Raw genomic sequence first — 25,524 nt, 5'->3', positions numbered from 1 at the left:
ACCTCGTTCTCGCAGACGTCGACCGCCAATCTTCCTACCATTTCGGTAAAGATCTGTCACAATTTTCGCCGATGCACCGGTCGGTGACGGATGTCACGCCCGGAAATGGTCCCAGCCGCGGTGCTCGGAGGTCCGGCCCCCGGCTTCGACCCCCTCGCCCTCCGTCACCCGTCCGATCTCCGTCCAGGCGGGCGGGAGCCGTACGCCGCCGGGGAAGGTCGCGGCCAGCGCGTGGTCCTCCCCGCCGGTGAGCACCCACTCCAGCGGGTCGGCGCCGAGCAGGCGGGCCGCGGTCTCCAGTTCCTCGGGGACGGCGAAGGCCGAGAGGTCGAGCGCGATCCCCACGCCGCTGGCGTCGGCGATGTGCCCCAGGTCCTGCAGGAGCCCGTCGCTGACGTCCAGCATCGCGGTCGCGCCCAGTCCTGCGGCCTGAACCCCGCACGGGTAGGGCGGTCGCGGGCGGCGGTGGGCGCCCACCAGGGTCTCCAGCTCCGCCGGGGCCGGACCGCCGGGTTCCGCGCCCCCGGCCCGGCCTGCCTGGAGCAGGGCGAGCCCGGCCGCGGCGCGGCCGAGGCGCCCGGCCACCGCGACCACGTCGCCGGGGCGGGCCCCCGAGCGCGTGACCGGCGCGCGCCCGCCCAGGTCGCCGAGGGCCGTCACGCCGATCACCACCAGGTCGCAGCGGGTGGTGTCGCCGCCCACGACGCTCGCCCCGACCAGGTCGCACTCGTCCCGGAAACCGTCGGCGAGGTCGTCCAGCCAGCCGGCGGCGGTGGTGGCGGGCAGGCCGAGGCCCACCACGACGCCGGTGGGGACCGCACCCATGGCGACGACGTCGGCGAGGTTCTGAGCTGCGGCTTTACGCCCAATATCGTAGGCACTAGACCAATCAAGACGGAAATGTCTATTCTCAAGCAGTAAGTCCGTTGTGACGACGACCCGTCCGTCGGGCGCACCCACCAGCGCGGCGTCGTCCCCCGGGCCGAGCAGGACGGTCCGGCCCTGCGGCAAGCGTCCGGCAATACGTGCAACGATTCCGAATTCGCCGAGATCTCCGACTGTGATGACGCACCTCCCGTTCATCACAGGGTACGGTTGCCCTCCGGTACTGATCCAATCGCCCGGGAGGACGTGATGGTGCAGGCCTACATCCTTATCCAGACCGAAGTCGGCAAGGCCGCGGACGTCGCGCGCCAGATCTCCTCGATCTCCGGCGTCACGCAGGCCGAGGACGTCACCGGCCCCTACGACGTGATCGTGCGCGCGGAGGCCCGGAACGTGGACGAGCTCGGCAAGCTCGTGGTGGCGCAGATCCAGGCGGTGGAGGGGATCACGCGGACCCTCACCTGCCCCATCGTCCACATCTGAGCCGCGGGAAGGGCGCATGTCTCTCCGGTTCGCCCGCCGGGCCGGCTGGGCCTGCGCCCTGCTGGCCCTGGCGGGATGCGGCGGGGCGGTCCGCATGGATCCGCCCTCGCCGGAGCCGCCGGCCGCCGCCGCGTGCCGTGCGCTCGCCGGGCGCCTGCCCCAGGTGCTCGACGGCGCCGAGCGGACCGAGTCGGACCCCCCGTCGCCGTACGTCGCGGTGTGGGGGGCCGGGGAGATCGGACTGCGCTGCGGGGTGCCGCGCCCGGCGAACATGGCCGCCACCGACCAGGTGCCGGTGGTCGACGACGTGGCGTGGTTCGCCGACCCCGCCCGGCCCGCGTTGTTCACCGCGATCGGGCGGGCGGCCTACGTCGAGGTGACGATCTCCCGCGAGCACGCTCCGGAGAGCGTGCTGGTCGAGCTCGCGGTCCCCGTCAAGGCGGCGCTACCGCAGACCGGGTGAGCGCTCCAGGGCGAGCCGGATCAGCCGGTCGACCAGCTCGGCGTACGGCAGGCCGGTGGCCTCCCACAGCTGCGGCGCGGCCGACATCGCGGTGAAGCCCGGCATCGTGTTGATCTCGTTGAGCAGCACTCTGCCGTCATCGGTGCAGAAGAAGTCGACCCGGGCCAGCCCCTCGCAGCCCAGCGCCTCGAACGCCCGCACGGCCATGGCCCGCAGGTCCTCGGTCAGCCCGCCGGGCAGGTCCGCCGGCACGACCAGGGACATGTCGTCCCCGACGTACTTGGCCTCGAAGTCGTAGAACTCGTGGTCGCCGTGGACCAGGATCTCCCCCGGGAGGCTGGCCTGCGGCGGCTCGTCCCCCAGGGACTCCAGCACGGCGCACTCGATCTCCCTGCCGGCGATCGCGGCCTCGACCAGCACCTTGGGGTCGTGCTCCCGGGCCAGCTCGACGGCCCGCTCCAGCTCCTCGAGGTCCGAGGCCTTGGAGATGCCCTGGCTCGACCCCGCCCGGGCCGGCTTGACGAAGACCGGCCAGCCCAGCTCCTGGACCTCCTTGAGGACCCGGTCCCGGTCCACCCGCCAGTCGCGGTCGCGGATCGTGACGTACGGGCCCACGGGCAGGCCGGAGGCCGCCAGCACCATCTTCATGTAGGCCTTGTCCATGCCGACCGCGCTGGCCAGCACGCCGGAGCCGACGTAGCGGACCCCCGCCATCTCCAGCAGGCCCTGGATGGTGCCGTCCTCGGCGAACGGGCCGTGCATGACCGGGAAGACCACGTCCACCCGCCCGAGCTCGACCGGGACGCTGGAGGCGTCGTAGGCCGTCAGCGGGCCGCCGCCGGACGGCAGCACGAGCTCGGCCCCCCGGGCGTCCACGGACGGCAGCTCGCCGCTCTCGATCGCGTAGCGCTGGTCGCCGGAGGCGAGCACCCACCGCCCGTCCCGGGCGATCCCGATGGGGATCACCTCGTATCTGGACCGGTCGATCACCTCCAGCACGCTGCCCGCTCCGAGGATGGAGACGGCGTGCTCGGAGTTGCGGCCGCCGAAGAGGATCGCCACCCGCGGCCGAGGTGTGTGCTGCTCGTTCATGATGACCGAATGTACCCCCTCTGGGGGGTGAATCCGGTTGTCAGACGCGCTTATCTCCCCGAAGCGAGCAGGGAGTCGAGCGCCCTGGTGACGTCCACGATGAGGTCCTCGGCGTCCTCCAGCCCGATCGAGAACCGCACGGCCCCCGCGTCGTCCCCCGCGCCCTCGGCGGATCGGCGGCCGAGGGAGGCGGTGCACACGGCCTTGGTGCGCGTGCCGCCCGCCGAGGAGGCGGCCGAGACCAGCCGGAGCGCGCCGGCCAGCCGCACGCCCGCGTCGTGGCCGCCGTGCGGGGTCACCGTCACGCAGGCGCCGTACCGGGTGCCCTCCGGGCCGGAGTCGAACAGGTGCCTGGCGAGCCGGTGGCCGGGATGCCCGGGGAGGCCGGGGTAGTCGACCCGGCGGACGGCGGGGTGCTTGGCCACGGCCGCGGCGAACACCATCGCGGTGGAGCACATGCGGCGCACCCGCAGCGGGAGCGTCTCCAGGCCCCGGCGGAGCAGGAAGGCGTCGTCCGGGGAGAGTTCGGCCCCCGTGTCGACGCGGACCCGGCGGAGCCGGGCGATCAGGTCGGGGCGGCCCACCACGACGCCGCCGGTGCAGTCGTCGTGCCCCCCGAGGTAGGTGGTCGCGGAGTGGACCACCAGGTCGGCGCCGTGCTCCAGGGGGCGGCACACGACCGGCGTGGCGAAGGTCGAATCGACCACCAGGAGGGCTCCGGCGGAGCGGGCGATCCGGTAGAGGCCGCGGACGTCGGCCACGGCCGCCGACGGGGTGGAGAGCGTCTCCGCGTATATGATCTTCGTGCTCCGCCGGACCGCCGCGCCCACCCGGCCGAGATCGGCGTAGTCGACGAAGTCCGCGCTCACCCCGAACCTGGACAGCACGTTCGTGATCAGCGAGTGGGTCCGGTCGTGGACCTGGGCGGGGGTGACGACGTGCGCCCCCGCGCGCAGGAAGGTCATCAGCACCGCGTTGACCGCGGCCGTCCCCGAGGCGAAGGCCTGGCCCGCGACGTCCTCGGGCGCGGCCGCGCCCTCCAGGGAGGCGACGGCCGCGGCGAAGGCGGCGGTGGTCGGGTTGTCGACGCGGTCGGCGGGGTCCTCCCCCGTCGCCTCCGGGCCGCCGGGCGCGCCGGTGCGGCTCCACGCGGAACTGCGCCACACCGGCAGGCCGAGAGGGCTGCCCGGGGGGCCCGCCGGGGCCGGCAGGTGCGCCGAGCGGGTGTTCTCGCCCCGCTGCCGGCGCGCGGGGCGGTTCACACGCCGTACCGTTCGGGTTTGGGGGTCCGTGACATCAGCAGCATCGCGGCCTCGCGGGGGGGCATGCCGTCATGGACGACGGCCACCACGACCTCGGTGATCGGCATCTCCACGTCGTGCTTTCTGGCCAGTTCGAGGACCGACTCGCAGGACTTGACGCCCTCTGCGGTCTGCTTGGTGGCGGCGACGACCTCGGCCAGGGTCATGCCCCGTCCCAGATTCTCACCGAAGGTGCGGTTCCGGGACAACGGTGAGGTGCAGGTCGCCACCAGATCGCCCATCCCCGCCAGCCCCGCGAACGTGTGCGGGTCGGCGCCGAGCGCCGCGCCGAGCCGGGAGATCTCCGCCAGCCCGCGCGTCATGAGCATCGCGCTGACGTTGTCGCCCATCCCCATGCCCGCCGAGACCCCGACCGCGAGCGCGATGACGTTCTTGACCGCCCCGCCGAGCTCCACGCCGACCACGTCGGGGTTGGTGTAGGGGCGGAACCACGGCGGCAGGTGGCAGGCCGCCTGCAGCCGCTCCATGGCCCCCTCGTCGGGGCAGGCGACCACCGTGGCGGCGGGCTGGCCCCGGACGATCTCGCCGACCAGGTTGGGACCCGACACCACCGCGACCCGCTCCGGCGGGACCTCGGCGACCTCGCAGATCACCTCGCTCATCCGCTTGGTGGTGCCGAGCTCGATGCCCTTCATCAGGCTCACCAGGACCGCGTCGTCCGGCAGGTCCGGCTTCCAGGCGGTCAGGTTGCCGCGCAGGGTCTGCGAGGGCACGGCGAGCACCACGAAGTCGGCGCCGTCGAGCGCCTCGGCCGGCTCGGTGGTGGCGCGCAGCGTCTCGGGCAGCGCCGTACCCGGCAGGTAGTCGGGGTTCTCATGGCGGCGGTCGATCGCCTCGACGATCTCCGGGCGCCTGCCCCACAGGGTCGTCCGGGTGCCCGCCCCGGCGAGGATCATCGCGAAAGTCGTGCCCCATGAACCCGTCCCGAACACGGCAGCCTTGGTCATTTCATCACCGTACGCCGAAGTCAGCCGTGAGAGGGCTTCTTGAACGGGGCGTCAGGCGCCTTCTGCCCGCGCAGCTCGGCCAGCTGGGCCGTGATCGCCGCCATGACGTCGGCGGTCGCCGCGCGCAGCGTCTCGGCCCCGGGCGGCCGCCCGCCGAGCCCTTCGCGGTGTCTCGACAGGTCCACCGGGGGTCCGACCTGCACGCGGAACGTCTTGCGGGGCAGGAGGCGGGGCCGCCTGCTGCCGTAGGGCAGGATCTCCTGCGCGCCCCAGTGCGCCACCGGGATCACCGGCGCCCCGGTCTCCAGGGCCAGCCGCGCCGCACCCGTCTTGCCTTCCATGGGCCAGAAGTCCGGGTCGCGGGTGCAGGTGCCCTCGGGGTAGAACATCACGCACGCCCCCTCGTCGATCCGCTCCCGGGACGCCTCCAGCGAGCGGGCCGCCTCCGCGCTGCCCCGGTAGACGGGGATCGCCCGCATCGCCCGCACCATGCGGCCGATCACCGGCACCGAGAAGAGCCCGGACTTGGCCAGGACCACCGGCCAGCGCCCGTGGTCGTACAGGAAGTGCGCGACCAGGAAGGGGTCCACCCACGACAGGTGGTTGGTCACCATGATGATCGCGCCCTCGCGCGGCAGCCGCTCCGCGTGTCGCCACTCCTTCTTCACCAGGAGCCACGAGATCGGTTTGACGATCACGACGGCCACCGCGACCCAGAACCTGGTCGGCCACCCAGGGCGCCTCATCCGCTCCTCCATACGATAGGGGGGTACATCTCGAGTCTTCCGGTTGGCTCCGGAGGCTGTCGAGACGGGATGCTTAAGGGTATGCCTCCTTCCGAGAGCCCGGACTGGACCCTCGTCGTCCCGGTCAAGACCCTGGTGGCGGCCAAGACCCGGCTGTCCGAGGCCGCGGGTCCGCACCGCGCCGCGCTGGCCGTGGCGATCGCCTGCGACACCGTCGAGGCCGCGCTGAGCTGCGGCCCCGTCGCGCGCGTCGTGGTGGTGACGGGCGACCCGGTGGCGGCCGAGGCGCTGTCCGGAGTGGGCGCCCGCGTGGTCGGCGACCCGGAGGCGGGGCTCAACGCGGCGCTGCGCCACGGCGCGGGCGAGGCCGTACGGCTGGCGCCCGGGGACGCGGTCGGCGCGCTCCAGGCCGACCTGCCGGCCCTGCGCCCCGCGGAGCTGGCGCTCGTGCTGGCCGCCGCGGCCGAGTTCGACCAGGCCTTCCTGCCCGACGCGGCCGAGTTCGGCACGACCTTCTACGGCACGCGGCCCGGCGTCCCGTTCACCCCGGGGTTCGGCGGCGCCTCCCGCGACCGCCACCTGCGGCGCGGCGCGAAGGAGCTCTGCCTGACCGGGGCCGACTCGGTGCGCCGGGACGTGGACACCCCCGACGACCTGCGCGCCGCCCTCGCCCTGGGCACCGGCCCCCGCACCCGGAGGGTCGCCTGGCTCATCGGGGAGGGGTCTCCGCAGGGAGGGGCCGCCGGAGTCTGAGGATCCGCCGGGACGCCAGCACCGGCAGGTGGGCCAGGGCGATGCCGGCCGCGGCGATCCACAGGGCCGTCCGGGCGTCGAACAGCTCCCCCAGCACCCCGCCGAGCAGGCCGCCGACCGGTGCCGCCCCCCACATCAGGAACCGCATGCTGGCGTTCATCCGGCCGAGCAGGCGCTCCGGGGTGATCCGCTGGCGGTAGCTCAGCTGGTTGACGCTGAACACCGCCGCGCCCACCCCGTTGAGCGCGTTGCCGAGGGCGAACGGCGCCAGCGCCCAGCCCCGGCCGGCCAGCGGGGCGAGCAGGACGGCCGCGGCGGCCAGTGCGGCCCCGCCGTACATCGCCGGGCCGACGCCGAAGCGGGCGGCGGCGCGGGGGGCGAGGAGCGCGCCCGCCAGCCAGCCGGCGGGCGCGGCCGCCAGGAGCAGGCCGTACCCCACCGGACCGACGTCGAGGAGCCTGAGCAGGAAGAACGGCTGGGCGACGAACCAGACGCCGTTCGAGAGCATGGCCAGCGCGCCGACCAGGGCGATGCGCCGCAGGACCGGGTGGCCGGCGACGTACCGGACGCCCTCGGCGACCTCCTCCCGGAGCCGCCGCCGCTCCCCGGCCGGCGCCGGATCCGCGCAGCGTCTCCAGGACCCCGTTGCCCCGCAGCACGTCGTCCCGGCCGACCAGGGGCTGGAAAGGACTCGCCTTCAGGGTGAGCAGGGCGACCAGCGGCAGGGCGACGATGGTGACCTGGGTGCCGAACTGGCTGATCGCGTCGGCGCCCAGGAAGAGCCGGAACGACCTGTCCCGCCACATCCCTGCACGCTCGTCCCCGGTCCGCACAGCCGTGAATGATCGCCGCCCGCGATGCGCCGGTCAAACCCTTTTCCCCGTACGGCCCGCGGGCGGAGGGGCTCCGCCGTACGGCCGGCGGGAGTCTCGGGGCGGCCGGACCGGGCCGCGTTAGGGTGGTGGGCGTGCAGGCGACGGTGAGGACCTTCGATTCCGCCACCCGGTCCGGGTCGGTGTTCCTGGACGACGGGACCGAGGTCCCGTTCGGCGCCGGGGCGTTCGACGCCGGGCCGCTCCGGCTGCTGAGGCCGGGCCAGCGGGTGAACATCTCCGTGGACGGCGGCCTGGTCACCTACGTGACGCTCTCGACGTTCCCGCTGCCGGACCGGCCGCTGCCGGATTGACCTGCGCGCCCCGGGCCGCGCGGAGCAGCCGGAGGGCGGCCCGTCCCGGCGCCGCGCCCGGGACCGCGGGCCCGCGCGGAGCAGGGCGGCCTCCGCAGCCGCCCTGCTCCGCCGCCGGGCATCGGGGCCGCCGGACACGCCGAGCGCCCGGTCCCCCACGGGGATCCGGGCGCCCGATGTGCGAGTCCGCCGCCTGGCGGATGCCGCCTGCTCGCGGATGCTACTTCTTGGCGGCCTTCTTGCCGCCCTCGTTGACGAGGTCCTTGAAGTCGGAGCCGGCGCGGAACTTCGGCGCCCAGCTCTCGGCCACCTTGATCTCGGCGCCCGTCGAGGGGTTCCGGGCCGTGCGGGCCGGCTTGTGCGCCATCTCGAAGGCGCCGAAACCCGTGATGGAGACCTTGTCGCCGCTGGCGACGGCCTTCTGGATGGTGTCGAGCACGGCGTTCACGGCCTCGGTGGCCGTCTTCTTGTCGCCCACCCGATCCGCGATGGCGTCGACGAGTTCTTTCTTGTTCATGAAGATTGCCCCTTGTTGCCGATGTCCGGGAGTGGGTCTCAAGACAGGAAGCCCGTCTCACCCGATTTTTCGCCGAGAGGGGTCTCAGGTGGAGCGAGAGACCCTTACCCGCTTGAAATTAGGGGACGGAAGCGTGTGACTCAATCACCTTCCGCAATATTTCCAGCACTCCGCGTGTCTGAAACCAGGTCATCGAGGTCAATCAGGAACGATTCCAGGCGGGTGGCCGCACGGTCCAGGTCGTGCTTGGCCGCTCCGCAGATGGCCAGCAGGTGCTTGGCCAGGCGCTGCCGCGTCTCCGGAGGCACGGGCAGCACGCGGACGCGGCTGTGCGCCTCGCGCAGCAGCCGCGCCAGCTCTCGTTCTGAACGGGTCAGACCGTCGTCGGCAGCCATGGCTGCCGGCCATTCTCGTACGCCGTCACGTCGTCGGCGTTGCGCAGGGTCAGGCCGATGTCGTCGAGGCCCTCCATCAGCCGCCAGCGGGTGTAGTCGTCGATCTCGAAACCGGCGGACTCGGCGCCCCAGCGCACCCGGCGCTCCCCCAGGTCGACGGTGACCTCGAGGGCGGGGTCGGCCTCCACGGCCGACTGCAGCGCCTCGACGGTCTCGGCCGGCAGCACGACCGGGAGCAGCCCCATCTTGGTGGAGTTGTTACGGAAGATGTCGCCGAACCGGGCCGCGATCACGACGCGGAAGCCGTACTGCTGCAGGGCCCAGACGGCGTGCTCGCGCGAGGAGCCGGTGCCGAAGTCCGGTCCGGAGACCAGGATCGAGGCGCCCTGGTAGGCGGGCTGGTTCAGGACGAAGTCCGGGTCCTCGCGCCAGGCGGAGAACAGGCCTTTCTCGAAACCGGTCCGGCTGACCTGCTTGAGCCAGACGGCCGGGATGATCTGGTCGGTGTCGACGTTGCTGCGGCGCAGCGGCACGGCCCGGCCGGTGTGCGCGGTGAAGGCTTCCATGGTCGTGTCTCCTAGGCCAGGTCGGCGGGGGCGGTCAGCTTGCCGGTGACGGCGGTGGCGGCGGCGACGGCGGGCGAGACCAGGTGGGTGCGGCCGCCCTTGCCCTGGCGTCCCTCGAAGTTGCGGTTGGAGGTCGAGGCGCTGCGCTCGCCGGGGGCGAGGGTGTCGGGGTTCATGCCCAGGCACATCGAGCAGCCCGCCTCGCGCCACTCGGCGCCGGCGGCCTTGAACACCTCGTGCAGGCCCTCCTGCTCGGCCTGGAGCTTGACCAGCATCGATCCGGGGACGATCAGCGTCCGGGTCACGACCCGGCGGCCGCGCAGCACCTCGGCCGCGGCCCGCAGGTCCTCCAGCCGGCCGTTGGTGCAGGAGCCCACGAAGACGGTGTCCACCTCGACCTCGCGGAGCGGGGTGCCGGGGGTGAGCCCCATGTACTCCAGCGCGCGGCGGGCGGCCGCCGGGTCGTCGGTCTCCTCGGGCGCCGGCACGGCCGTGCCCAGCGGGGCGCCCTGGCCGGGGTTGGTCCCCCAGGTGACGAAGGGGGTCAGGGTCGAGGCGTCGATCTCCACGACGGCGTCGAAGACGGCGTCGGCGTCGGTGACCAGCGACTTCCAGTATTCGACGGCGGCGTCCCACTGCTCGCCGGCCGGGGCGTGGGGCCGCCCCTTCAGGTAGGCGAACGTGGTCTCGTCGGGGGCGATCATGCCCGCGCGGGCGCCGGCCTCGATGGACATGTTGCAGATGGTCATCCGGCCCTCCATGGAGAGCCTGCGGATGGCCTCGCCGCGGTATTCGACGATGTAGCCCTGGCCGCCGCCGGTGCCGATCTTCGCGATGATCGCCAGGATCAGGTCCTTGGCCGTGACGCCGGGCGGCAGCTCGCCGGAGACCTCGATGGCCATCGTCTTGGGGCGGTAGGCGGGCAGCGTCTGGGTGGCCAGCACGTGCTCGACCTCGGAGGTGCCGATGCCGAAGGCGATGCCGCCGAAGGCGCCGTGCGTCGAGGTGTGAGAATCACCACAGACGATGGTCATGCCGGGCTGGGTCAGGCCGAACTGCGGGCCGATGATGTGCACGACGCCCTGGCCCGCGTCGCCCATCGGGTGCAGCCGGACGCCGAACTCGGCGCAGTTCTTGCGCAGCGTCTCGACCTGGGTCTTGGAGACCGGGTCGGTGATCGGGCCGAGCAGGGTCGGGACGTTGTGGTCCTCGGTGGCGATGGTGAGGTCCGGCCGCCGCACGGTCCGCCCCGCCATGCGCAGGCCGTCGAACGCCTGCGGGCTGGTCACCTCGTGGATGAGGTGCAGGTCGATGTAGAGCAGGTCGGGCTCTCCCTCGGCACGTCGCACGACGTGCTGCTCCCAGACCTTCTCCGCCAGCGTGCGGCCCATTGTCGCCTCCCTTTCGTTGCGACGCTGCGCGTCGTCGCCCGACTTGCCTTCTCATATGTCGAGACTGCAGTATCGGTGTATGGACAACTCTAGCGGAGTCGGCGTACTCGACAAGGCCGTTCTGGTGCTCAACGCCCTCGAGGCCGGCCCGGCATCCCTCGCGCAGCTCGTCCAGGCGACCGGCCTGGCTCGCCCCACCGCCCACCGGCTGGCCGTCGCGCTGGAGCACCACCGCATCGTCTCGCGCGACACGCAGGGCCGCTTCGTGCTGGGATCGCGGCTCTCGGAGCTGTCCACGGCCGCCGGCGAGGACCGGCTGCTGGCCGTCGCCTCGCCCGTGCTCACCCAGTTGCGGGACATGACCGGAGAAAGTGCACAACTTTACCGCCGCCAGGGCGACGAGCGGGTCTGCGTGGCCGCCGCCGAGCGCTCCAGCGGGCTGCGCGACACCGTGCCCGTCGGCTCGGCCCTGCCGATGTTCGCCGGTTCGGCCGCGCAGATCCTGCTGGCCTGGGAGGAGCCCGACCGCCTCCACCGCGGCCTGCGCGGGGCCAAGTTCACCGCGGCCACGCTGTCGAGCGTCCGCCGCCGGGGCTGGGCGCACAGCGTCGGCGAGCGCGAGCAGGGGGTCGCCAGCGTCTCGGCCCCGATACGGGGCGCGGGCGGCAAGGTGATCGCCGCGGTCTCGGTGTCCGGGCCGATCGAGCGCCTCACCCGCACCCCCGGCCGGCTGCACGCCGCCCCCGTGGTCGCCGCCGCCGAGCGCATCACCGAGGCGATGCGCAGGAACGGCTGAGCCGTACGGCGCCACCGCGCGGAACACCGTGGGAGAACGCCGTGCGGGAACACCGTGCACCACGGCCGGCCGCCCACCCGATATGAGGAGGCGAGCACCCCCGCGGGCCCCTAGGCTGGGCGGGTGACAGATCGCATCGAGGCAGCCGCCGCTGAACTGCGTCCCCTGCTCCAAGAATTCATCCTCTGGGCCCGTGAGAACGCGCCCGGCAGCGATTCGAACCTGGTGGGCTCCGTCGCCCTGTGGCACCGGTTGATCGCCTCCGACGACGTCGGCCGCTGGAGGACCTCCGATCTGCGCACGGTGCTCCTGGAGCGGATGCCGAAGGTGGTGGAGGATCCCGAGGCCGCGGCGGAGGGACTGGTGCCCGCCGTCCGCGCCTACCTGGCCTACCTGTCGGACACCGCCCGGCTGTCGGCGGGCTCCTCCCCGCTCAAGGAGATGCTCGCCGAGCTCGACGAGATCGAGGACGACGTCGTCGACGCGATGGAGGACCTGCTCGCCGAGGACGGCGAGGACGCCGAGGAGTACGACGAGGAGGAGTTCGAGGGGCTGGGCGACTTCGAGCCGTTCGCCGACCGGCTCGCCGCGCTGCCGACGATCCGGCTCCGCCCCGACGCCGAGCTGGCCGCGGCCGCGCGCCGGTCCGTCCTGATCGCCAAGGCCCGGGACCTGGCCGTCTGGGTCGGGACCGAGCGCCGGGTGGGCGAGGAGGACCTGCTCACCGACGCCGAGATCGCCGAGGCGCTGGCCGTCCTCGGGTTCCCCGCGCCGGAGGCGGTGGAGGGCCGGCTGGCCGACGCCGTGCCCGCCCTGTGGAACGTCTGGAACCTCGCGATCGACCTCGACTTCCTCCAGCCCGAGGGCGAGGACACCGTCAGCGTCGACCCCGACACCGCCGACTGGCCCTTCGAGGAGGACGACGACGTCCTGGACGCCTGGCTGGCCGGGCTGCACTCGATCGACTACGGCGACCCCGAGCTGGACGACGAGGACGCCACGATCGCCCTGTCCGGGCTGACCCGGGCGCTGCTGGTCCGGGTGCTGCTGGCGACCGGCTCCAAATCCCTCGGCGAGCTCCGCACCGAGCTGGCCGAGGCCGCCGCCGAATACGACGACCTGGGCGCCGAGGCCTGGGACGCCGCCACCGCGCAGTACGGCGACCCGCTCAACCCGGTGCTGGACTGGCTGTCGGGATACGGCATGGTCGAGGTCGAGCACGACCAGGTGCGGCTGACGCCGCTGGGCATGGAGGGCCTCGTCCACCTGGTGGACGAGGCCGACATCGAGCTCGACGCCCGGCCCGCCATCGACGCGATGACGGCCCTGGACCTGCTCGCCTTCAGCGCGGAGCTGCCCGAGGTGGAGGCCGACGCCGAGTTCGCCGCGTGGATGGAGCTCCGCGAGCCCGCCAGGGCCGCCGAGGAGCTGCTGGCCGCCGCGGCGGAGGACGACGCGGACGCGCTGGTCCGCGTCCAGGCGGCCAGCGTGGTCGGCTCGCTGGGCGAGGTGGCCGTGCCGGCCTGGCGCCGGGCCCTGGACGAGCCGTCCCTGCACCCCTACGCCGCCACGCACCTGGCCCAGCTGGGCGTCGAGGACGTCCCCGCGCCGACCCAGGCCGACACGCACTGGCTGATCCTCGACATGCTGACCATCTCCGCCGGGCTCGGCCGCCCCGAGTTCGTCAGCAGCCTGGACGACATCGGCCCGACCTCGATGCTGGTCGGCCTGCTGGACGTCATCTGGAAGGTCCCCCACCCGCACCTGGAGGAGCTGCTGGAGACGATCTCCAAGACCCATCCGGACCGGCAGGTGGGCAAGGCCGCCAAGCGGGCCCTGTTCAAGGCCCGCTCCGGCGACAACTAGCGCGCCGCGCGGAGGGCCGGCGCGGAGGACCCGCCGGCCCTCCGCGCCGCCCCCTTTCCGGACCCTCCCGGACCCTCCCGGACCCTCCCGGACCCTCCGCACCGGCCCTTTCCCGGGTCCTCCCGAGCCCCCGCGCCGGCCTTTCCCGGACCCTACGCCCGGCAGCCTCCCATCCCCCTCACCCGGCGGCCTCCTGCCAGTCGGGAAGCGGCCGGTAGATCGGGATGCCCGCGGCCTCCAGCTCCTCCCGGATCCTGAAGTACTCCTCGCCGAACGGGTCCACCCCGGCCAGCGGCATGAGGCCGCGCCGGACGGCCAGGTCGTGCGGAGCGAGCGCGGCGGCCGCCGCCAGATGCCGCCCGGCCGCGGCGGTACGGCCGGCGCGCAGCAGCCACGCCGCCACCCGGCCGTGCAGCCGGGCCAGGCGCTCGCCGGCGGTGGGAGCGCGCAGCTCGCGCAGCTCCGTCCCCGTGTCGCCCTCGGTCACCCACCGGCGCAGGGCGGCGACGGCCCGCTCGGAGGACAGGCCGTTCATCGACCGGAAGGTGTCGGTGGCCGTCATGGTGTCCTGGGGACGGGCGATGCGGCCGTCGGGGTCGATCCAGACCACGGTCGGCACGTTGACCACGTTGTACAGCTCGGCGATCCGGCCGTCGGCGTCGACCACCGCCGGATGGGTCAGGCCGTCGAGCCACTCCGCCGCGTGGCCGGGGTCGCGGTCGAGGGAGACGCTCACCACGCTGAAGCCGTACCCGCCCAGCTCGCGGTGGAGCTCCTCCCAGGCCGGCAGGTCGTAGCGGCAGCCGCACCAGGAGGCCCAGAAGACCAGGGCGACCTTGGTGCCGCGGAGCCCGGGCAGCGGGCCGAACTCCGGGGCCCGGTCCAGCGCGGACCCGACGGGTTCGCCGATCGCGACCACGCCCTCGTCCGGGTCGGCCACCGCCTGCCGGCCGAGCAGCCCGGCGAAGGCGATCAGGTCCACGCCCCCGGCGGTCTCGGCCGCCGCGGCCCGGAACGACGGGATGCACGCCTCGCCCCGGCACCAGCCGTGCGGCTTGCGCTCCCAGCCGAGCACCGGCGCGCCGTACGGCACGACCAGGCCGTCGATCGTGTCCTCGCGCCCGTCCGCCAGCAGAGTGATCATCGTCGACCTCCATCGGATAGCTTTGATATCCAATTATCAGACAGCAGCGCTACCCAAACAAGGAGTCGGCCCGGAAATGCAGAGGACCCCTGGAAGCGGATGCTTCCAGGGGTCCTGCGATGTAGCCCCGACCGGATTCGAACCGGCGCTACCGCCTTGAGAGGGCGGCGTCCTAGGCCACTAGACGACGGAGCCTTGCAAATGTGACAGTGGTAGTCCCGACCGGATTCGAACCGGCGCTACCGCCTTGAGAGGGCGGCGTCCTGGGCCACTAGACGACGGGACCCTACGCACTGTCATCGGATCCGGAGGGGACCGGATCCATAGCGATCTCCGTGAGGAGATCGCAGCTGGGGTACCAGGACTCGAACCTAGACTAACTGAACCAGAATCAGTCGTGCTGCCAATTACACCATACCCCACCGCTTCGGACTTTCCTTTCGGAGCGCCCTGGCGACTCCGAAAGAATAGCCCACCTTGAGCGCAAGGACCAAAACGATTGTCCCCGGCCCGCCCGGAACCCAACCCCGTGACGCCGGAGTGCCCGGCGGAGCCCGTCTGTGTAACGCTGCTCAGGAGATCCGTCCGCCGTGATCCGTACGCGAGGAGCCCACGCCTTGACCGTGAACCTGTCCAACCCCTTCTTCACCACCAGCCCGCTGCCCTACCGCCTGCCGCCCTTCGCCGAGATCCGCGAGGAGCACTACCTGCCCGCGTTCGAACGCGGCATGGCCGAGCACCTGCAGGAGGTGGCGGCGATCGCGGGCAGCACCGAGCCCGCCACCTTCGCCAACACCGTCGAGGCCCTCGAACGCTCCGGGCAGATCCTGAAGCGGACCGCGACCGTCTTCTTCAGCCTCGCCTCCTCCGACGCGACCGACGGCATCCGGGCGATCGAGAAGGAGATCGCCCCCCGGCTGACCAAGCACTCCGACGCCATCCACCTCGACCGCGCGCTCTACGCCCGGCTCAAGCAGGTCTCCACCGACGACCCCGAGGAGGCGTGGCTGCTGGAGAAGTACCGCGAGGACTTCGTCCGGGCCGGAGCCGAGCTGTCGGAGACCGAGCAGGAGCGGCTGCGGGCCCTCAACGAGGAGCTCTCCACGCTCGCCACGGCCTTCTCCCAGAACCTGCTGACGGCCTCCACCGCCTCGGCCCTGGTCGTCGAGGACGCCAAGGAGCTGGACGGGCTCGCCGAGAGCACGATCAAGGCGATCGAGAAGGACGGCCGGTACGTCCTGCCGCTGCTCAACTTCACCAACCAGCCGGCCCTGGCCGAACTGACCGACCGCGGGACCCGCAGGAGGCTGTACGAGCTCTCGGTGAACCGGGCGCCGGAGAACTTCGGCCTGGCGGCCAGGATGGCGGCGCTCCGCGCCGAGCGGGCGGCCCTGCTCGGCTTCCCCAGCCACGCGGCCTACTCCGTCGCCGACCAGACCGCCAAGACCACCGGCGCCGTCGAGGAGCTGCTCGGCAAACTGGTGGGCCCGGCGGTGGCCAACGCCCGGCGGGAGGCCGAGGCGCTGAGCGAGCAGGCCGGGTTCGCCATCGAGCCGTGGGACTGGTCGTTCTACGCCGAGAAGGTGCGCAAGGCCCGCTACGACTTCGACGGCGCCGAGCTGCGCCCCTACTTCGAGCTGGACCGGGTGCTGCGGGACGGCGTCTTCCGCGCGGCCGGCGAGCTGTACGGCGTCACCTTCACCGACCGGCCCGAGCTGGACGGCTACCACCCCGACGTGCGGGTCTACGAGGTCGCGGACGCCGACGGGTCGCCGCTCGGCCTGTTCGTCTTCGACCCCTACGCCAGGCCCACCAAGCGGGGCGGCGCGTGGATGAACAACCTGGTGGACCAGTCCCGCCTGTTCGGCGAGCTGCCCGTGGTGATGAACAACCTCAACATCACCAAGCCCGCGGAGGGCCCGACGCTGCTGACCTTCGACGAGGTCAACACCGCCTTCCACGAGTTCGGCCACGCCCTGCACGGTCTGTTCTCCGACGTGCGCTTCCCGCGCGTCTCCGGCACCACGGTCCCCCGCGACTTCGTGGAGTACCCCTCGCAGGTCAACGAGATGTGGGCGACCTGGCCGTCCATCCTGGAGGGCTTCGCCCGGCACCACGAGACGGGCGAGCCCGTCCCGGCGGAGCTGCTGGAGAAGATGCGGGCCGCGGAGAGGTTCAACCAGGGCTTCGCGACCGTGGAGTACCTCGCCGCGGCGCTGCTCGACTGGGCCTGGCACCGGCTCGCCCCGGGCGAGACGGTCGAGGACCCCGAGGCGTTCGAGGCCGCGGCCCTGGAGCGCGCCGGGATCGCCTTCGAGCTGGTCCGCCCCCGCTACCGGACGAACTACTTCGCGCACATCTTCTCGTCCGGCGTGGGCGGCTACAGCGCCGGCTACTACTCCTACATCTGGAGCGAGGTCCTCGACGCCGACAGCGTCGAGTGGTTCAAGGAGAACGGCGGCCTGAAGCGGGAGAACGGCGACCACTTCCGTGCCACGCTGCTGTCGGTCGGCGGGTCCAAGGACGTGATGGACGCCTTCCGCGCCTTCCGCGGGCGCGACCCGCGCATCGAGCCCCTGCTGGAGCGCCGGGGCCTGCTGGTCTGATCCCGGGGCGGGGAGCCGCTCCGGCCCGGGGGAGGCGGCTCCCGCCTCCCCCGGCCTCTTTCACGACTCCAGCGCTGCGATCGCCTCCCGCAGCCACTGCTTCTCGGCGGTGCCGGTGGCCCGCGCGATCAGCAGCATGCCGCGGTGGAACGGGTCGGAGACCTCCTCGGCCCGTTGCGGCCGGCCGTCCGCGTAGAAGAAGCTCGCGGGCGTCTGGAGGAAGTCGAGGCGGCGGCGGAGGACCCGGGCCTGGTCCGCGCGGTCGGGAAGCTGCGACAGGAACGTCAGCAGGCCGAAGAACCGGGTCTGGTCGCTGATGTCGAGCCCGTCCGGCTCGCGGAGCCGCCGCAGCAGCTCGGCGCGGCCCGCGTCCGTCAGAGAGAGCACCTGGCGGCGGGCGGCGGCCTCTCCCTCCTCCTCGTGCCGTTCCAGCAGCCCGGCCTTCTCCAGCCGGGCGATCGCGGGGTAGAGCGCGCCGTCGCTGACCGGGCGGAGGTGACCGCTCAGCTGGTGGATGCGGCCCTTGAGCTCGTAGCCGTGCTTGGGCCCCTCGCCGAGCAGGCCCAGGATCGACAGGGTCAGATCGCCGCTTGCCATGGACGCATCGTAACGCTATACCTCTAAACGAGCTATATCGAATCGAGGTATAACCATGGCGCTGATCCGCCTCGCCCTGCCCGTCTACGTGGAACTGCTGACCGCCGTGGTCGCCGTAGGCCTGATCGACCTGCTCTGGGTCTCCGGACTGGGCGACCGGGCGGTGGCCGCCGTCACGATCGCGACCAGCGCGGAGAACCTCGTGCTGGGCGTGGTGCTCGCCGTCACCACGGGAACCACCGTCCTGGTGGGCCGGCGCGACGGCCGGCTGCCCACCGCCCCGGTCGTCCGTACGGCGTGGCTGCTGTGCGCGGCGGCCGGTCTCGCCGTGGCCGCCGCCGGGGTGCTGCTCCGCGTGCCGCTCGCCGGCCTGTTCACCGACGACGCCACCGTGGCCGCCCTGACCGCCGGCTTCCTCCTGGTCTCCATGGCCGGGGTCCCGGTCTTCTACGCCCAGTCCCTCGCCGACGGGATCTTCAAGGGCTTCGGGGACACCAGGACCCCGATGCGCAACGCGCTGCTCTGCAACGCGCTGGTGGTCGCCCTCGACCCGCTGTTCATCTACGGCCTGGCTCTGGGCGTGCCCGGCGCGGCGCTGGCGACCGTGCTGGCCCGGCTGGTCACCCTCGCCGTCTCCCTGACCCTGCTCCTGCGGCGGACGTCCGGCGCCGCCCCCGTGCCCGCGACCGGAGGGGCCGCGGAGCAGACGGGCACGGGCCGGAAAGCCACCGGACCCGCGGAGCGGGCAACCGCGGGCCGGAAAGCCACCGGACCCGCGGAGCCGGAGCCCCCGGCCCGCGCGCACGCCGTGGAGATCCTCCGCACCGGCCTGCCCATGTCCGGCGACTTCCTGGCCAGGGCTCTGGCCGGCCTGCTCATGGTCGACATCGTGGGCGGGCTCGGGGTCGCGGCGCTGGCCGGGTACGGCATCGGCATGAAGATCATGCTGGCGGGGGTGATGGCCTTCTACGCGCTCCGCCAGGCCGCGATGATCCGCACCGCCCGCACCGGCCGGGCCGGACCGGTGCTCCGGTACGGCCTGGCCACCGGGGCGGCGGTCGCCGCCGTGCTCAACGTGGTCGCGGCGCCCGCGGCGGGCCTGTTCACCGGCGACCCCGCCGTGGCCGCCGCGGCCGTGGACTTCCTGCGCTGGATGACGCTCTATCTCGTCCCGTTCGGCGGCCTGATCGCGCTGGGCGGCGTGCTCCAGGCCGAGGGCAGGGGCAACCGGCTGCTCGCCGCCACGCTGGCGGGCTTCGCGGTCCAGCTGCCCCTCGCCGCCCTCCTCGGCTCCGCGCTCGGGGCGACCGGCGTCTGGCTGTCGATGGCGGCCGGGGCCGCGCTCAGCCTCGCAGGCGCGTCAGCGCCGCGCGCAGGCGCTCGATCGAGCGCTCCCGGCCGAGGGCCTCGATCGACTCGAACAGCGGCAGGCCGACCGTCCGCCCGGTGATCGCCACCCGGACCGGGGCCTGGGCCTTGCCGAGCTTGAGCCCGTGCTCGGCGCCGACCTCCTCCAGCGCGGTCTTCAGCGACTCGGGGTCCATGTCCGCCGTCTCCAGCCGGCCGAGGTAGCCGCCGAGGATCTCCTCCGGGGAGTTCTTCATCGCCTTGTCCCACGACGCCTGGTCGAAGACCGGCTCGTCCAGGAAGAGGAAGTCCACGTTGGCGGTGATCTCCGACAGGACCGCGATGCGGGTCTGCGCCAGCGGCGCGACCCTCGCGAACAGCCCCCGGTCCCAGCTCGGGTCGAGCCAGGGCTCGCAGCGCGCGGTGAACTCCTCCGGCGGCAGGGCCCGGATGTACTCGCCGTTGAAGGCGCGCAGCTTCTTCTCGTCGAAGAACGCGTTCGCCGAGTTGACGTCCTCCAGCCGGAACAGCGGCACCATCTCCGACCAGGGCATGATCTCCCGGTCCTCGCCGGGGCCCCAGCCGAGCAGCATCAGGTAGTTGACCATCGCCTCGGCAAGGTAGCCCTCCTCGCGGTAGGACTCCAGTGCCACCTTGTCCCGGCGCTTGGAGAGCTTCTTGCGCTGCTCGTTGACGATCACCGGCAGGTGCGCCCAGACCGGCGGGTTCGCGCCGAGCGCGGGCCAGAGCAGCTGCTGGCGCTGGGCGTTGGCCAGGTGCTCCTCACCGCGGACCACGTGGGTGATGCCCTGGGTGATGTCGTCGACGGCGTTGGCCAGGACGTACAGCGGGGAGCCGTCGCTGCGCGCGACGACGAAGTCCTCCTGCGCGTCGTTCGGGAACTCCACCCGGCCGCGGATCACGTCGTCCACGACCGTGACGCCCTCGTCGGGGGTGCGGAAGCGGACCGCGCCCGCCGGCAGGGCCCGGTCGCGGCAGAAGCCGTCGTAGCCCTTGTGCTCGGAACCGGTGCGCTCCTGGAGCAGCTCGCGGGTGCAGTCGCAGTAGTAGGCCTTGCCGTCGGCGAGCAGCTTGGCGACGGCCTCGCGGTGCTGCGGCTCGTTCTCCGACTGGAAGTGCGGGCCCTCGAAGACCGGGTTGTCGCCGCTGATGCCGATCCAGGCCAGCGCGGACAGGATGCCCTCGGTCCACTCGGGCCGGTTGCGCGCCGCGTCGGTGTCCTCGATGCGCAGGACGAAGCGGCCCCCGGCCTGCTCGGCCAGGGCCCAGTTGAACAGCGCCGAGCGGGCGCCGCCGACGTGGAACATGCCGGTCGGCGAAGGAGCGAAACGAACCCTGATCATCGCGAGACCACCCGGTTGCTGAGAGTGCCGATACCTTCGATGCTGACGCTGACCTCGTCGCCGATCTCGAGCGGCCCGACCCCCTCGGGCGTCCCGGTCAGGATGACGTCGCCGGGGATCAGGGTCATGACCGCGCTCACGTGCGCGATCAGCGCGGGGATGTCGTACATGAGCTTGGAGGTGCGCGAGCTCTGCCGTACCTCGCCGTTCACCTTCGTGGTGATGCCCAGGTCGGCCGGGTCGAGCTCGGTCTGGATCCACGGACCGAGCGGGCAGAAGGTGTCGAAGCCCTTGGCCCGGGTGAACTGCACGTCCTTCTTCTGCAGGTCGCGGGCGGTGACGTCGTTGGCGCAGGTGTAACCGAAGATCACCTCATGGGCCCGCTCGACGGGCACCTCCCGGCAGAGCCTGCCGATGACCACCGCCAGCTCGCCCTCGAAGTCGACCCGCCGGGAGAGCCCGACGGGGTAGGCGACGGCCTCCGACGGGCCGATCACCGAGGTGGACGGCTTCAGGAACACCAGCGGCTCGTCGGGGACCTCCCCGCCCATCTCGCGGGCGTGCTCGGCGTAGTTCTTGCCGATGGCGACGACCTTGCTGGGCAGCATCGGCGCCAGCAGCCTGACCTGCGAGAGCGCGTGCCGCTCGCCGGTGAACTGGATCGGGCCGAACGGGTGGCCGGAGATCCCGGAGACGAACTCCTCGCCGGGGCCGCCCTCGACCACCCCGAATCCGACACCGTCACCTGTGGAGAACCTCGCTATACGCACCCCACAAGGCTAGTCGCGGTCGCGGTCCCGCCGGACCGCCCCCGCCGGGTACGGCGCGGCCCCGGCCCGGAGCCCGCCGTTCCCCGCCACGCCCGCCACGCCCGCCACGCCCGCCGGAGCGGTTCCCCCGCCTGCGGCAGGGAGATCGTATGGTGATCGGAGAAGACGTCCCGGAAGAGGAGCCCACGTGTCTGTTGTGAAGATGAACGTGCTCACGGTGCCCGCGGAGATGCGTGAGGAGTTGGAGCGCCGGTTCTCGAACCGGGCCGGGATCGTGGAGTCGGCCGACGGATTCGAGTGGTTCGAGCTGCTCCGCCCGGTCGACGGCACCGATCGCTACCTGGTCTACACGCGCTGGCGGTCCGAGGAGGACTTCACTCGCTGGACCGAGAGCCAGGCCTTCCAGCGGGGCCACGCCCAGGCCGCGGCCGAGGCGGGCGCGCAGGGCCACGGACACGGACACGGACAGGGCCACGGGCACGGGCACGGCCAGGAGCACGCCCAGGGGAACGGGCGGCAGGCCCAGGGGCACGGGCACGGCGGTCCCGCCGCCTCCGGGGCCGAGGTGTGGTCGTTCGAGGTCGTGCAGAGCACCGGCCCCAAGGCCTGAGCACGGGCCCGCCGCCGGCCGTACCGGTGGAGGAGCCGCGGCGGGGCGGGCGCCGGCGCCCGCCGGGGCCTGCCCGCGGCGGACCGGGAGGCCGCCGGACGGTCAGCGGTCCAGCGGGTTGGCCTGGATGCGGCCGACGACGCCGTTGCGGACGAACTCCCCGGCCAGGCTCTCCGGCTTGCGCTCCCCCTGCGCCTTGATGCAGGCGGCGAACTCCTTGCCGATCTCCAGCCGGGGGTGGCGCTCCAGCACCTCGGCCCGCAGGTCGGCGGGCCAGTCCTCCGGTCGCCGGCCGGAGATGTCCAGGCCGGTGGAGAGCTCCAGCAGGTGCCCCTCGGGGTCGGCGGCGACGTCCACCTCGGCCCACATGTGCCGCACGACCACCTCCGAGGCGCGCCTGCGGCGCTCTACCGGCCAGCCCGCGCCCGCGGCGAAGACCCACGCGACGTGCCCTCCGGCCTCCTCGAACGGGACCGTGTGGCTGTCGAACTCCGGCACCAGCCCGATGTCGTGGAACATCGACGAGACGTACAGCAGCTCGGCGTCGAAGGCGATGTCGCGGGCCTGCGCGTAGGCCGCCGCCCACAGGTAGGCCCGGACCGAGTGGTTCAGCAGGGAGGGCGAGCAGTAGGCCGTGGCCGTCTCCAGGGCGGCGCGGCAGGCGGCGGTGTCGGGGACCGTGATGTCGGCGAGTCTCATGCCGACCAGCATGTCCGGCCGGGCGGAACCGGGCGAGCGGCCGGGAGGCCATCCGCCGATAGGATCCCGCCATGGGTTCTCCGGCAGCGCTCCCCCCGCCGGCGGGCTTCTCGACCGTCGCGGTGCTGCTCTTCGACCAGATCCCCCTCTTCGAGGCGTCGGTGCCGATCGCGGTCTTCGGCGAGCGGCGGGAGGGCGTGCCCGCGTTCGACGTCCGGGCGGTGGCCGCCGAGGGCGGCCCGGTGCGCACGGACGCCGGCATGACCCTCGCCGCGCCGTACGGCCTGGACGCCGTCGACGGCGCCGACCTGGTGGTCGTGCCGACCTGGCGGAACCCGTCCGCGGGCCGGCCGCCGTCGCCGGAGGCGCTGGAGTCGCTGCGCCGGGCCCACGGCCGGGGGGCGACGGTCGTCTCCCTGTGCCTCGGCACGTTCGTGCTGGCGGCCACCGGGCTGCTGGACGGGCGTCCGGCCACCACGCACTGGCGCTACACGGGGCTCCTCGCTTCGGCGTACCCGCGCGTCGAGGTCCGGCCCGACGTGCTCTACGTGGACGACGGGGACATCCTCACCTCGGCGGGCAGCACCGGCGGCATCGACCTCTGCCTGCACCTGGTCCGCCGCGCGTACGGCACGCGGGTGGCCAACACCGTCGCCAGGAGCCTCGTCACGCCGCCGCACCGGGCCGGCGGCCAGGCCCAGTACATCGACCACCCCGTCCCGGCCCCGGCCGCCGGCGACCCGTTCGGCGACGTCCTCGACTGGGCCCTGCGCCACCTGGACCGGGAGCTGAGCGTGGACGCCCTCGCCTCCCGGGCGCTGATGAGCCGCCGCACCTTCGACCGGCGCTTCCGCCGGGCCACCGGGACCACGCCCGCCCAGTGGCTGCTCCACCAGCGCGTCCTGCACGCCCGGCGGTTGCTGGAGACCACCGCCGAGCCGGTCGAGCAGGTGGCCCGCAGGTCGGGCTTCGCCTCCGCGGTGGCGCTGCGGCCCCACTTCCGCCGCCAGGTGGGGGTCTCCCCCACCGCCTACCGGGAGGCCTTCGGCCCGGACCCGGGCTTGGGCCCGGTAAACCGCCCCCGTGCATCTGGTTGCTAACGATGTGCTGGAAGAGGGCGTCCCGGCTTGACCGGTTTGGTGGGATTCGGTCAGCATGATCCACCCTCTTCACTCGGCCTGGAAGGAACTGGCGTGCGCCGCCGCACACGAGCACTCGTACTCCCCACCGCCCTCCTGCTGACCTGCGGCGCGATGGTCGGCACCGCCCAGACCGCCGGCGCCGGCACCACCGCGGTCAAACGCACGGCCGAGTGCCAGGGCGACTGGCTGCCCGCGACCCCCACGTCGGCCGACGTCATGGCCGGGGAGGTGGACTTCCTCGGCCTGCCCCCGGTCAAGGTGGGCAAGGACGTCGACTGGCGGACCGACCCCTACCGCAACCGCTCCTGGAGCATGGTCTTCCACTCCCTGCGCTGGATGGGCCGCCTGGTCGCCGACTACGAGACCAACGGGGACAAGGCCTACCTGACCCGCGCCACCGAGATCGCCAAGGACTGGGTGGCGGACAACCCCCGCCGCGGCGGGGGGAGCCCGTACGCCTGGCAGGAGCATCCGATCGCGCTGCGCGCCCCCGCGCTGGTCTGCCTGAGCAAGCACGTCGGCGAGTCCTGGCTGACCAGGAGCCTGGCCGAGCACGCCTCGATGCTCTCCGACCCCAGGCTGTACGAGAAGGGCCACAACCACGGCATCGACCAGGACATCGCGCTGCTCGGCATCGGCTGCCGCTACAAGCGCGACGAGTGGTCCTCCCTGGCGATCCGCCGCCTGACCGAGACCGTCGACCTCGACGTCGACTCCCAGGGCGCCCTGCGCGAGCAGGCGCCCCGCTACGCGACCTACGTCCACGACCGGCTCAAGGTGGCCATGGACGACATCAAGGAGTGCGGCCGGAAGGTGCCCTCGTCGATCGAGCGCCGCTGGGAGTCGCTCAAGGACTTCGTCGCCCACTCCACCCAGCCCAACGGCTTCATGGTGCCGATCGGGGACGGCGGCGCCGACGTGCGCCCGGTCGGCTACGACAGCCCGAAGAAGACCGTGAAGGTGTACGGCAACGGCTACGTCTACGGCCGGACCGCCTGGGGCAAGCCGGAGTCGGCGTTCTACTCCATCCGGTTCGGACCGGGCACCAGGTACCACGGGCACGAGGACCACCTGGGCGTCACCTACTACGCCCAGGGCCGCGACGTCCTGGTCGACGCGGGCTTCCACTCCTACGAGAACAGCGGCTACCGCCGCTGGACGATGTCCCCCGAGGCGCACAACGTGCCGGTCGTGGCCGGCGCCCACTTCCGCCCCCGGACCGCCACCGCCCTGACCAGGTCGTCGATCGGCGAGAACCGGCAGAGCTTCCGCCTCACCGACAGGGCGTACGGCGTGCCGCGCACCCGCTCGGTCCTGGTCAACCACGGCGAGGACGTGATGGCCGTGCTCGACACGGTGCCCAAGGGCTCGAAGGTGAGCAGCCTGTGGCACTTCGCCCCGGGGCTGTCGGCGGTCTCCGACGGGGGCGGCCGGGTCGTCGTCAAGGACAAGACGGGCTGGAAGGCGACGCTGGTCCAGCTGGCGATGCCGTCCTGCAAGCCGGTCGGCGGCCAGCGGGTCGTCCGCGGCGCGAGCAGCCCCTACCAGGGCTGGGTCTCCACCGCCTACCTGAAGAAGGAGGCCGCCCCCGCCGTCGTCTCCCCCGCCGTCGCGGGCGGGCTGCTGACCGTGGTGGTGCCCGGCACCGACCGGCCCTCGGTCTCCTGCTCCGGCGGCAGGGTCCGGCTGGAGACCGCCGAGGGCTCGGTCTCCTTCAAGGCCGGTCGCGCGGACCTCTCCTGACCGCGGAGGCGGGGACGCGGCGCCGTACCCCGGGGGTGCGGCGCCGTACCGACGGGGGTGCGGCGCCGTACCGACGGGGGTGCGGCGGCGCGCC

General features: G+C 73.0%; 25 protein-coding genes, 3 tRNA genes and 1 pseudogene. 11 read left to right on the top strand and 18 right to left on the bottom strand.

Annotated features, from left to right (window positions below; translation table 11 throughout):
• Window positions 1–93: 93 nt before the first annotated feature.
• A complete protein-coding gene (locus tag IEZ06_RS22525) occupies window positions 94–1,083 on the bottom strand; it encodes a thiamine-phosphate kinase (protein ID WP_189238683.1) in 990 nt (329 codons plus the stop codon).
• A gap of 51 nt (window positions 1,084–1,134) precedes the next feature.
• Between IEZ06_RS22525 and IEZ06_RS22520 the strand changes: the two genes are divergently transcribed.
• Window positions 1,135–1,368, top strand: a complete 234-nt coding sequence (locus IEZ06_RS22520) for an Lrp/AsnC family transcriptional regulator (RefSeq protein WP_068897581.1) — start codon at window positions 1,135–1,137, stop codon at window positions 1,366–1,368.
• Between the two features lie 16 nt (window positions 1,369–1,384).
• The gene (locus tag IEZ06_RS22515) at window positions 1,385–1,831 is read left to right on the top strand and encodes a DUF3515 family protein (RefSeq protein ID WP_189238682.1); all 447 of its coding nucleotides are present in this window, start codon (window positions 1,385–1,387) and stop codon (window positions 1,829–1,831) included.
• On the opposite strand, the gene IEZ06_RS22510 is transcribed toward IEZ06_RS22515, so the two are convergent.
• Genes IEZ06_RS22510 through IEZ06_RS22495 form a run of 4 tightly spaced genes read right to left on the bottom strand, consistent with a single transcriptional unit; the run spans window position 1,814 to window position 5,938 of the window.
• Window positions 1,814–2,923, bottom strand: a complete 1,110-nt coding sequence (locus tag IEZ06_RS22510) for a D-alanine--D-alanine ligase family protein (protein WP_189238681.1) — start codon at window positions 2,921–2,923, stop codon at window positions 1,814–1,816. The genes IEZ06_RS22515 and IEZ06_RS22510 overlap by 18 nt on opposite strands.
• Window positions 2,924–2,973: 50 nt before the next feature.
• On the bottom strand, window positions 2,974–4,185 hold the full coding sequence (locus tag IEZ06_RS22505) for a trans-sulfuration enzyme family protein (RefSeq protein WP_189238680.1): 1,212 nt from the start codon (window positions 4,183–4,185) through the stop codon (window positions 2,974–2,976).
• Window positions 4,182–5,192 (bottom strand): NAD(P)H-dependent glycerol-3-phosphate dehydrogenase, encoded by a 1,011-nt coding sequence (locus tag IEZ06_RS22500; protein WP_189238679.1) that lies wholly within the window; start codon window positions 5,190–5,192, stop codon window positions 4,182–4,184. The genes IEZ06_RS22505 and IEZ06_RS22500 overlap by 4 nt, the downstream gene beginning before the upstream one ends.
• A 20-nt stretch (window positions 5,193–5,212) precedes the next feature.
• The gene (locus tag IEZ06_RS22495) at window positions 5,213–5,938 is read right to left on the bottom strand and encodes a lysophospholipid acyltransferase family protein (RefSeq protein WP_189238678.1); all 726 of its coding nucleotides are present in this window, start codon (window positions 5,936–5,938) and stop codon (window positions 5,213–5,215) included.
• Window positions 5,939–6,007: 69 nt separating this feature from the next.
• Here IEZ06_RS22495 and cofC point away from each other — a divergent pair, with 69 nt between their 5' ends.
• Window positions 6,008–6,691: a 2-phospho-L-lactate guanylyltransferase gene (gene cofC / locus IEZ06_RS22490; protein WP_189238677.1), complete on the top strand. Its 684-nt coding sequence runs from the start codon at window positions 6,008–6,010 to the stop codon at window positions 6,689–6,691.
• Here cofC and IEZ06_RS22485 read toward each other — a convergent pair.
• A pseudogene (locus tag IEZ06_RS22485) lies at window positions 6,648–7,322 on the bottom strand (MFS transporter); the annotation flags it as partial. The gene cofC and the pseudogene IEZ06_RS22485 overlap by 44 nt on opposite strands.
• Before the next feature lie 336 nt (window positions 7,323–7,658).
• Here IEZ06_RS22485 and IEZ06_RS22480 point away from each other — a divergent pair.
• The gene (locus tag IEZ06_RS22480) at window positions 7,659–7,877 is read left to right on the top strand and encodes a hypothetical protein (protein WP_189238676.1); all 219 of its coding nucleotides are present in this window, start codon (window positions 7,659–7,661) and stop codon (window positions 7,875–7,877) included.
• Between the two features lie 220 nt (window positions 7,878–8,097).
• Here the strand turns inward: IEZ06_RS22480 and IEZ06_RS22475 are convergent, their stop codons facing one another.
• From IEZ06_RS22475 to leuC, 4 genes are all read right to left on the bottom strand, one after another.
• Window positions 8,098–8,394, bottom strand: coding sequence for an HU family DNA-binding protein (locus IEZ06_RS22475; RefSeq protein ID WP_068897587.1), 297 nt, complete (start codon window positions 8,392–8,394; stop codon window positions 8,098–8,100).
• 140 nt (window positions 8,395–8,534) lie between these two features.
• Entirely contained in the window at window positions 8,535–8,789 is a 255-nt protein-coding gene (locus IEZ06_RS22470; protein ID WP_068897588.1) for an SCO5555 family protein, read from the bottom strand.
• Window positions 8,768–9,355, bottom strand: coding sequence for a 3-isopropylmalate dehydratase small subunit (gene leuD / locus IEZ06_RS22465; RefSeq protein ID WP_189238675.1), 588 nt, complete (start codon window positions 9,353–9,355; stop codon window positions 8,768–8,770). The genes IEZ06_RS22470 and leuD overlap by 22 nt, the downstream gene beginning before the upstream one ends.
• An 11-nt stretch (window positions 9,356–9,366) precedes the next feature.
• Window positions 9,367–10,746, bottom strand: a complete 1,380-nt coding sequence (gene leuC, locus IEZ06_RS22460) for a 3-isopropylmalate dehydratase large subunit (protein WP_189238674.1) — start codon at window positions 10,744–10,746, stop codon at window positions 9,367–9,369.
• A gap of 79 nt (window positions 10,747–10,825) precedes the next feature.
• Here leuC and IEZ06_RS22455 point away from each other — a divergent pair, with 79 nt between their 5' ends.
• Together IEZ06_RS22455 and IEZ06_RS22450 are read left to right on the top strand one after the other, a co-directional pair.
• Window positions 10,826–11,542, top strand: coding sequence for an IclR family transcriptional regulator (locus IEZ06_RS22455; protein WP_068897591.1), 717 nt, complete (start codon window positions 10,826–10,828; stop codon window positions 11,540–11,542).
• Window positions 11,543–11,665: 123 nt separating this feature from the next.
• A complete protein-coding gene (locus IEZ06_RS22450) occupies window positions 11,666–13,408 on the top strand; it encodes a hypothetical protein (RefSeq protein WP_189238673.1) in 1,743 nt (580 codons plus the stop codon).
• 178 nt (window positions 13,409–13,586) lie between these two features.
• Here IEZ06_RS22450 and IEZ06_RS22445 read toward each other — a convergent pair whose 3' ends face one another.
• The 4 genes from IEZ06_RS22445 to IEZ06_RS22430 form a co-directional block, all read right to left on the bottom strand.
• The gene (locus IEZ06_RS22445) at window positions 13,587–14,552 is read right to left on the bottom strand and encodes a TlpA disulfide reductase family protein (RefSeq protein ID WP_189238672.1); all 966 of its coding nucleotides are present in this window, start codon (window positions 14,550–14,552) and stop codon (window positions 13,587–13,589) included.
• Between the two features lie 122 nt (window positions 14,553–14,674).
• Window positions 14,675–14,747, bottom strand: a tRNA-Glu gene (locus tag IEZ06_RS22440).
• A 15-nt stretch (window positions 14,748–14,762) separates the two neighbouring features.
• Window positions 14,763–14,838, bottom strand: a tRNA-Glu gene (locus tag IEZ06_RS22435).
• 64 nt (window positions 14,839–14,902) lie between these two features.
• Window positions 14,903–14,974: transfer RNA gene (locus IEZ06_RS22430), tRNA-Gln, on the bottom strand.
• Between the two features lie 201 nt (window positions 14,975–15,175).
• On the opposite strand from IEZ06_RS22430, the gene IEZ06_RS22425 reads away from it, so the two are divergent.
• Entirely contained in the window at window positions 15,176–17,158 is a 1,983-nt protein-coding gene (locus tag IEZ06_RS22425; protein WP_229798568.1) for a M3 family metallopeptidase, read from the top strand.
• A 60-nt stretch (window positions 17,159–17,218) separates the two neighbouring features.
• Here the strand turns inward: IEZ06_RS22425 and IEZ06_RS22420 are convergent, their stop codons facing one another.
• Window positions 17,219–17,755 carry a PadR family transcriptional regulator gene (locus tag IEZ06_RS22420; protein ID WP_189238671.1) on the bottom strand — a complete coding sequence of 179 codons (537 nt, stop codon included), beginning with the start codon at window positions 17,753–17,755 and terminating at the stop codon, window positions 17,219–17,221.
• Between the two features lie 55 nt (window positions 17,756–17,810).
• Here IEZ06_RS22420 and IEZ06_RS22415 point away from each other — a divergent pair, with 55 nt between their 5' ends.
• Window positions 17,811–19,205 (top strand): MATE family efflux transporter, encoded by a 1,395-nt coding sequence (locus IEZ06_RS22415; RefSeq protein ID WP_189238670.1) that lies wholly within the window; start codon window positions 17,811–17,813, stop codon window positions 19,203–19,205.
• Here the strand turns inward: IEZ06_RS22415 and gltX are convergent.
• The gene (gltX, locus tag IEZ06_RS22410; RefSeq protein ID WP_189238669.1) at window positions 19,099–20,466 is read right to left on the bottom strand and encodes a glutamate--tRNA ligase; all 1,368 of its coding nucleotides are present in this window, start codon (window positions 20,464–20,466) and stop codon (window positions 19,099–19,101) included. The two genes, IEZ06_RS22415 and gltX, sit on opposite strands and share 107 nt — an antisense overlap.
• A complete protein-coding gene (locus IEZ06_RS22405) occupies window positions 20,463–21,236 on the bottom strand; it encodes a fumarylacetoacetate hydrolase family protein (RefSeq protein WP_189238668.1) in 774 nt (257 codons plus the stop codon). Before IEZ06_RS22405 ends, gltX begins: the two co-directional genes overlap by 4 nt.
• A 187-nt stretch (window positions 21,237–21,423) precedes the next feature.
• On the opposite strand from IEZ06_RS22405, the gene IEZ06_RS22400 reads away from it, so the two are divergent.
• Entirely contained in the window at window positions 21,424–21,846 is a 423-nt protein-coding gene (locus IEZ06_RS22400) for an antibiotic biosynthesis monooxygenase family protein (RefSeq protein WP_189238667.1), read from the top strand.
• Between the two features lie 102 nt (window positions 21,847–21,948).
• On the opposite strand, the gene IEZ06_RS22395 is transcribed toward IEZ06_RS22400, so the two are convergent.
• On the bottom strand, window positions 21,949–22,545 hold the full coding sequence (locus IEZ06_RS22395) for an HD domain-containing protein (protein WP_189238666.1): 597 nt from the start codon (window positions 22,543–22,545) through the stop codon (window positions 21,949–21,951).
• Window positions 22,546–22,616: 71 nt separating this feature from the next.
• Here IEZ06_RS22395 and IEZ06_RS22390 point away from each other — a divergent pair, with 71 nt between their 5' ends.
• Together IEZ06_RS22390 and IEZ06_RS22385 are read left to right on the top strand one after the other, a co-directional pair.
• Entirely contained in the window at window positions 22,617–23,645 is a 1,029-nt protein-coding gene (locus IEZ06_RS22390; RefSeq protein ID WP_189238665.1) for a helix-turn-helix domain-containing protein, read from the top strand.
• Between the two features lie 93 nt (window positions 23,646–23,738).
• Window positions 23,739–25,430: a heparinase II/III domain-containing protein gene (locus IEZ06_RS22385; protein WP_189238664.1), complete on the top strand. Its 1,692-nt coding sequence runs from the start codon at window positions 23,739–23,741 to the stop codon at window positions 25,428–25,430.
• The last annotated feature ends 94 nt before the right edge of the window (window positions 25,431–25,524 follow it).

Origin of the sequence: Planomonospora antibiotica, assembly GCF_014647955.1 — a bacterium.
Lineage (GTDB): Bacteria > Actinomycetota > Actinomycetes > Streptosporangiales > Streptosporangiaceae > Planomonospora > Planomonospora parontospora.
Note: the sequence above shows the minus strand (reverse complement) of the source record. Positions and strands in the feature narration are given on the sequence as shown.

What these genes read in the sequence shown, in the direction of transcription:
- IEZ06_RS22525 (WP_189238683.1), bottom strand. Translation starts at nt 1,083, where the DNA reads ATGAACGGGAGGTGCGTCATCACAGTCGGAGATCTCGGCGAATTCGGA.
- IEZ06_RS22520 (WP_068897581.1), top strand. Translation starts at nt 1,135, where the DNA reads ATGGTGCAGGCCTACATCCTTATCCAGACCGAAGTCGGCAAGGCCGCG.
- IEZ06_RS22515 (WP_189238682.1), top strand. Translation starts at nt 1,385, where the DNA reads ATGTCTCTCCGGTTCGCCCGCCGGGCCGGCTGGGCCTGCGCCCTGCTG.
- IEZ06_RS22510 (WP_189238681.1), bottom strand. Translation starts at nt 2,923, where the DNA reads ATGAACGAGCAGCACACACCTCGGCCGCGGGTGGCGATCCTCTTCGGC.
- IEZ06_RS22500 (WP_189238679.1), bottom strand. Translation starts at nt 5,192, where the DNA reads ATGACCAAGGCTGCCGTGTTCGGGACGGGTTCATGGGGCACGACTTTC.
- IEZ06_RS22495 (WP_189238678.1), bottom strand. Translation starts at nt 5,938, where the DNA reads ATGAGGCGCCCTGGGTGGCCGACCAGGTTCTGGGTCGCGGTGGCCGTC.
- cofC (WP_189238677.1), top strand. Translation starts at nt 6,008, where the DNA reads ATGCTTAAGGGTATGCCTCCTTCCGAGAGCCCGGACTGGACCCTCGTC.
- IEZ06_RS22475 (WP_068897587.1), bottom strand. Translation starts at nt 8,394, where the DNA reads ATGAACAAGAAAGAACTCGTCGACGCCATCGCGGATCGGGTGGGCGAC.
- IEZ06_RS22470 (WP_068897588.1), bottom strand. Translation starts at nt 8,789, where the DNA reads ATGGCTGCCGACGACGGTCTGACCCGTTCAGAACGAGAGCTGGCGCGG.
- leuD (WP_189238675.1), bottom strand. Translation starts at nt 9,355, where the DNA reads ATGGAAGCCTTCACCGCGCACACCGGCCGGGCCGTGCCGCTGCGCCGC.
- leuC (WP_189238674.1), bottom strand. Translation starts at nt 10,746, where the DNA reads ATGGGCCGCACGCTGGCGGAGAAGGTCTGGGAGCAGCACGTCGTGCGA.
- IEZ06_RS22455 (WP_068897591.1), top strand. Translation starts at nt 10,826, where the DNA reads ATGGACAACTCTAGCGGAGTCGGCGTACTCGACAAGGCCGTTCTGGTG.
- IEZ06_RS22445 (WP_189238672.1), bottom strand. Translation starts at nt 14,552, where the DNA reads ATGATCACTCTGCTGGCGGACGGGCGCGAGGACACGATCGACGGCCTG.
- IEZ06_RS22420 (WP_189238671.1), bottom strand. Translation starts at nt 17,755, where the DNA reads ATGGCAAGCGGCGATCTGACCCTGTCGATCCTGGGCCTGCTCGGCGAG.
- IEZ06_RS22415 (WP_189238670.1), top strand. Translation starts at nt 17,811, where the DNA reads ATGGCGCTGATCCGCCTCGCCCTGCCCGTCTACGTGGAACTGCTGACC.
- gltX (WP_189238669.1), bottom strand. Translation starts at nt 20,466, where the DNA reads ATGATCAGGGTTCGTTTCGCTCCTTCGCCGACCGGCATGTTCCACGTC.
- IEZ06_RS22395 (WP_189238666.1), bottom strand. Translation starts at nt 22,545, where the DNA reads ATGAGACTCGCCGACATCACGGTCCCCGACACCGCCGCCTGCCGCGCC.
- IEZ06_RS22390 (WP_189238665.1), top strand. Translation starts at nt 22,617, where the DNA reads ATGGGTTCTCCGGCAGCGCTCCCCCCGCCGGCGGGCTTCTCGACCGTC.